The sequence below is a fragment of the Rahnella perminowiae genome, assembly GCF_019049755.1.
Classification (GTDB): Bacteria; Pseudomonadota; Gammaproteobacteria; order Enterobacterales; family Enterobacteriaceae; genus Rahnella; species Rahnella perminowiae.
The window spans coordinates 1-5,216 of record NZ_JAFMOS010000334.1; the positions used below are offsets into that span (position 1 = coordinate 1).

5 protein-coding genes are annotated in these 5,216 nt (G+C 44.4%); all 5 read left to right on the plus strand.

The genetic code is table 11. The features are described 5' to 3' along the window. Nucleotides 1–792 (plus strand): hypothetical protein (locus J1785_RS03530; protein ID WP_217218825.1); only part of this gene is annotated, 792 nt, incomplete at its 5' end. Next, on the plus strand, nt 774–1,274 hold the full coding sequence (locus tag J1785_RS03535; RefSeq protein ID WP_217138174.1) for a hypothetical protein: 501 nt from the start codon (nt 774–776) through the stop codon (nt 1,272–1,274). The genes J1785_RS03530 and J1785_RS03535, both read left to right, overlap by 19 nt. Beyond that, entirely contained in the window at nt 1,271–2,800 is a 1,530-nt protein-coding gene (locus J1785_RS03540) for an ATPase, T2SS/T4P/T4SS family (RefSeq protein WP_258452859.1), read from the plus strand. Before J1785_RS03535 ends, J1785_RS03540 begins: the two co-directional genes overlap by 4 nt. Beyond that, a complete protein-coding gene (locus tag J1785_RS03545) occupies nt 2,784–3,830 on the plus strand; it encodes a type II secretion system F family protein (RefSeq protein ID WP_129991985.1) in 1,047 nt (348 codons plus the stop codon). Before J1785_RS03540 ends, J1785_RS03545 begins: the two co-directional genes overlap by 17 nt. An 8-nt stretch (nt 3,831–3,838) precedes the next feature. After that, nucleotides 3,839–5,188, plus strand: a complete 1,350-nt coding sequence (locus tag J1785_RS03550) for a hypothetical protein (protein WP_238483060.1) — start codon at nt 3,839–3,841, stop codon at nt 5,186–5,188. Nucleotides 5,189–5,216 lie beyond the last annotated feature (28 nt).

Genomic DNA, 5,216 nt, shown 5'->3' on the forward strand with positions numbered 1-5,216 from the left:
AAATTAGGTATTGCCGCCGCCACTCTGGTATTGTTGATTGCGGCAGGTTTTGCCGGTTGGTATTACTTAGTGTATGTACCTGACCAGGAACTGAAAGCAAAAAAAGTTCGTGAACAAACACAACTGGCCGCAGATGTTAAAGTTGTTGACGCCTTCTATTTGAAAGCGCTCACGGGAGGGAGTATTTCGGCCTTCACTAAACTGGCCGTTGAGATAACTAATAGTTATAGTAAATTGTATGACATGAATTATACGAATGAAACATTCTCTTGTGATGCACAAAAGTGCGCATTCAGTTATCAGTTAAGCAAGGGAGCGATATTTAGCGTTGCCCAAAAAATTTTCTGGGGAAAAACCTATAACGCTAACTTTTCTGAAAACACTTTTGATTTTACAGAGGTAAAATCGGGTCTCAGCGAAAATCCCCTCCTGAATGCCTATAAAAGGAAGCAGGAAATTTCGCCTCCTGCCTGTAGCGATGCATTGAATTATATTTACTCCTATAACTCTGCGACGGGAAGCGAACAGGCGCTGAAAATAACCGCCCTGCCAGGCGCTGCTGTAATAGCAACTGAAAAGAAAATCTCACAGAAAGGTAAGGCGAAATATTACGGTTTAAACGTTATTTCGTGGGAAATGTCACTTCCCAAACCACTTCATTATCTGGATATATTGAATATCGCCAGCGTACTGGAACGTCATGCCTTTAAGGACGCTTTTATCATACAAAAAGTTGATAGTAGCAAGGAAAATAAAATTACAGGAGTAATGGTATGCAGAAGCGGAAAATAATCCTCACTACCCTGGTTGCTTTATTTTCGACCAGCAACTTTGCCGACGAGATCAGCACAACCGGTCAGAATATCTCTCCCGTCCCTGCGCCTGTACAGGAACATATTTCCAGGCTGATGGAAGAAGACATGCAGTTTAATCAGTCTCAGCGACTACTTTCCCAGCAACTTGTCTTGGCGAAATTACGGCTTGAGATGGCGAAAATCAAAAATGAAGCGGCTGAACTGAATCCGGTATCCGCGATGCCAATCATGAATGACGGGCCTTCAGGCGAAGAGCCGAAAACCGAATCAGCGCCGGTGGATGAGCCCCGGGTGATGATGTTGTCGCAAATTGCAGGCATTACCAAAGCGGCTGTTTCCGTGGGCACGAAAACAGTATTCGTGCGTATAGGTGAAGTCTTTTCTGCTAACGGAAAGCGCTATACGGTACATCAGGATAAAAACGGGCAGCACTCGTATGTTCAGGAAATTTCCCGGTGATACTCGATTTTGTCCGGCTTACCGAAGAATCCCTTCACAATGGTGAATGGACTTTCTCTGAAATAGAAGATCATATGCTTCTGGCCCGCTCGCAGGGGCAGGAGTTTCTGGTCTCCCAACGCTCTGTAGTAGAAGAGTTGCATATTATTCAATATGAAATTCGCAAACTCAATGATGTTCATCGTCATCAGGTACTCGGGGTAGCCGGGGTCAGCGAAAGCGTTTATTTCAAAATTTTCGAGCTGGTTTCATTACAGAAGCTCAGCAGTGTGGCCCTGGATATCAGTGAAACGCAGAAAGAGCTCGAGGCGATATTAATTGAAGCGGTAAATATGGGAGCCAGTGACCTGCATATAACCCGCAACGATATCCTGGCTCAGCTGGAAGTGCGTGTAAACGGTATGTTGGTGCCCATGATGCAGATGGCATCCAGCAAATGTGATGAACTGGTTTTCGTGCTGTATAACGTCCAGGCCAGTACACGTGACACCACGTGGAACCGCACTATTCCGCAAAGCGCCAATATCCTCTACACACTTAATAAACTCAGTTTCCGCTTCCGCTATGCGCATTTCCCCATTTTTGGTGAGACGAACGATTGCTATCACGCCGTGTTGCGTATTATTCCTTCCGGATTATCGAAAAGTGCCGTCGCAAATCTTAGCAGGCTGGGTATTTCAGATGATGAGTTAGAAGATTTAAAAAAAATCCTCAGTAATCCTTATGGTGCTTACATCATTGCCGGTACGACCGGTTCGGGTAAATCTACAACGCTGAAGAATTTAATGGAATGGCTGCAAATAAACCGCTACAGCAGCAGAGGGTGTTTCCTGACGGTCGAAGACCCGGTTGAGTATCAGATCTTCGGTGCCAAACAAAGCTCTGTCGTCAGTGTAGAAGGCGGCGGTTTTCATTCTGCGATTAAATCTGCACTGCGCCGGGATCCGGACGTTCTGATGGTGGGGGAAATACGTGACAATATTTCGGCCAATGCACTTGCCGGTGCCGTAGAGAGCGGGCACTACTGTTTCACGACCGTGCATGCCGGGAATATCGTCTCATTACTTCAGCGTTTATCTGCGATGGGTATCACCAGCGATAAACTTTCTACACCCGGTTTTATTGCCGGATTGCAGTGCCAGAAGCTGGTTCCGGTTATTTGTCCCCATTGTCATCGTTCCGTTGAAATGACATTCGGTGGAAAAACAATGTCGCTATATGAACAAAATGAATCTGGTTGCGTTCATTGTAAATATACCGGCATCAGCGGCAGACAGCTGGTGATGGAGTATATGCTTCCCACTTACGATGAACTGGCGGCGATTTCAAAACAGGAATGGTTGCAGGTTTATACCCTATGGCGGAAAAAAAGGCTGTCAGCACCTGGCCTGAGCGAAGGGTTTGAAATAAAAGAAAAGGTCTTCGCTGAGATACTTCGCGGTCGGGTTTGTGCAGCCTGGTTTAGCATGGAATTTGGTGACGTCGAACAGGAAAACATGGCGGTGATCCTTGGCAAAATTCAATAAAAAACAACGATTATTTCTCTATAAATTCTGTGCTGACATGATCAGCACAGAATTACCACTTTACGATTCTTTGTTAAAACTTCAGGTTGAAGGAAAAAGCCTGTTGGGATCTGGCTTTGCCAAAAACATTGGCATATTAACCAATAACATGAAAGCAGGTCTGACGGGTGCATCTATTGCGGTCATGTTTGATGGCCTTGTTCCACAAAGTGAGCTGAGTGTTATCAATGCAGCCGAACAGAGCGGCAGTCTCGCTGACGGGTTTATAACCTTAGTTAATGTCATCACTTATAATAGTGAGTTAAAGAAAAAACTGACGTCTGCCGTCCTCTTTCCTTTCATTATGCTGATCCTTTCATTAACAGTGATCGCAGGCTACTCTGTCAAAGTATTTCCTGCCTTTGAAAGTGTTGTCCCTGTGACTAAATGGCCAGGTATCACCCAGTCACTTTATTCTTTTGGTCTATCCCTGGTCGCAGGGTTATGGATCTACATGTTAATTGCTATTATTTTGACCGTCTTTATTATCCGGTTTGTCATGATTAATCTTTGCGGCTCATTCAGGAATAAATTTCTTGACCGCATTTTACCCTTTTCCACTTACAAGCAAATTGCGGCCTCTATCTTCCTCAACAATCTGGCGCTAATGCTTAAGAATGGGATCCCACTGAATGATGGCCTGGCGATCATTTTATTGAACTCCAACCGATGGCTGAAAAATCATATCAACACTATGCGGGAGAAAATGGCGATAGGGTTAGGATACGGTGATGCGCTGAACACCGGATTATTTGGCCCTGAAACTTTGCTAAACATTAGCCTCTATGCGGGCTTATCGTCATTTAATGAAGTATTAACCTCTGTATCGCATAAATCAAGAGAACATATCAGAGAATATATTCAGAAATTATCCGGTTTACTCAAGTCATTATCTACCCTCGTTTTAGGTGGCTGTGTTATATGGGTTTTCGCAGCACTATTCGCCCTTTCGGATACATTAGGGAAAATGGGCGCAAGCGGTTCTTTTTAAAAGGATGTATGATGAAAAAAATAATTATGCTTTTCATTATCTTGAATATAGCATCGGTTAATAGCTTTTCGGCCACGATACCTAAAGGAGGCGCGTTCAAATTTGCTGAACCTGATAGCGGTGGCGGTACAGCACAACCGCTGGATATGCCCCTCGCGTTACCTATTGCTAATTTTTTTGGATATACCCGAAGTGGTAACAAATATTCCTATGAGGAGAAAAACTCCCTGCCAATTGCAATAAATATTATGTATATAGAATCCTCTTCCGGACACGTTCCTGCCCAGCGTTTACCGGAGATAACAGATGACAATTTTGATTTCTCAGAACACTACCTTCACTATGATACACAAGCTAATTACAGCTGGGTGAGTGGCGGTAAAGAAGGATACTGGGGCCTCCCCATTATTAATGCGAAACCCTATCAGAAAGGCGACCCCTTCCCGGCAATCACGGCATGTTCAGGTACGCCTGTCACCCTGAAAGAGCAACGTTATAAATGTAAGCCAGCAATGACCAGCTCGACGCGAAATCTCTCTTTATATGATGAACTGATTGAACTGGCTGCCAGCAAAAATCAAAAATTATGGGTTGGCACGGTTATTTTCCCCCGGGCTTCAGACGGCCCTGAAGGTAATACCAGTAATAACAGCACGGGAGGGGAAGGACATGAACTGGTTGTTTATCTTCCTCATCGCCATATGGAAGTCATACACTTAGAAGCCTTGTTGCTCGGCGATGCGGATGGAAGTGAGCAACGGCTTGCAGCATGGACACTCCAAAGTGATGACGGAGAATATTTCGTACCCTATACAAGTTTCAGGATCAACAATGATTATCCTGCCAATTATGCTTTCGTTTCAAACGGGAAAGATACGCTCAATCATCGTAAAACGGAGGGTATGTATCTTATTCCCTACTACCTGGATAACGAGAGGATAGCCATAACAGATGTTGCTGCAATTCATACTCGTCTTGCCGGAGGTGTGCATTGGTCGGGGCTCTGGCAAGGAGAGGGGGCTATTAACGAGCAAGGTATACGGGGTAGTGATATATTTACATGCCTGAATGGTGCTAAAGGATCGGTGGATGATTATACCGACTTAGCCCATTTCCAGGATCCGGCTGTCGATTCGTTTAGGGAAGTGCCCGGTTTCAATATTATCCATGTTCCGGAAGGGCAGAAAGGATTTACCTTTGCACAAATGATGGAAAAGCAACCGACATCAGACAATGCTTATATTTGCGACACCAAAGGCACTCAGTTATTTTCGCAGCGATTAGAAATTGCAACGGAAGAACGACCAAATATATTCATTGATTTTATGGAAGTAAAAAAAGGTATCACAGAGAAATAATGCTCCCACTGAAAATACCGTATTCTTC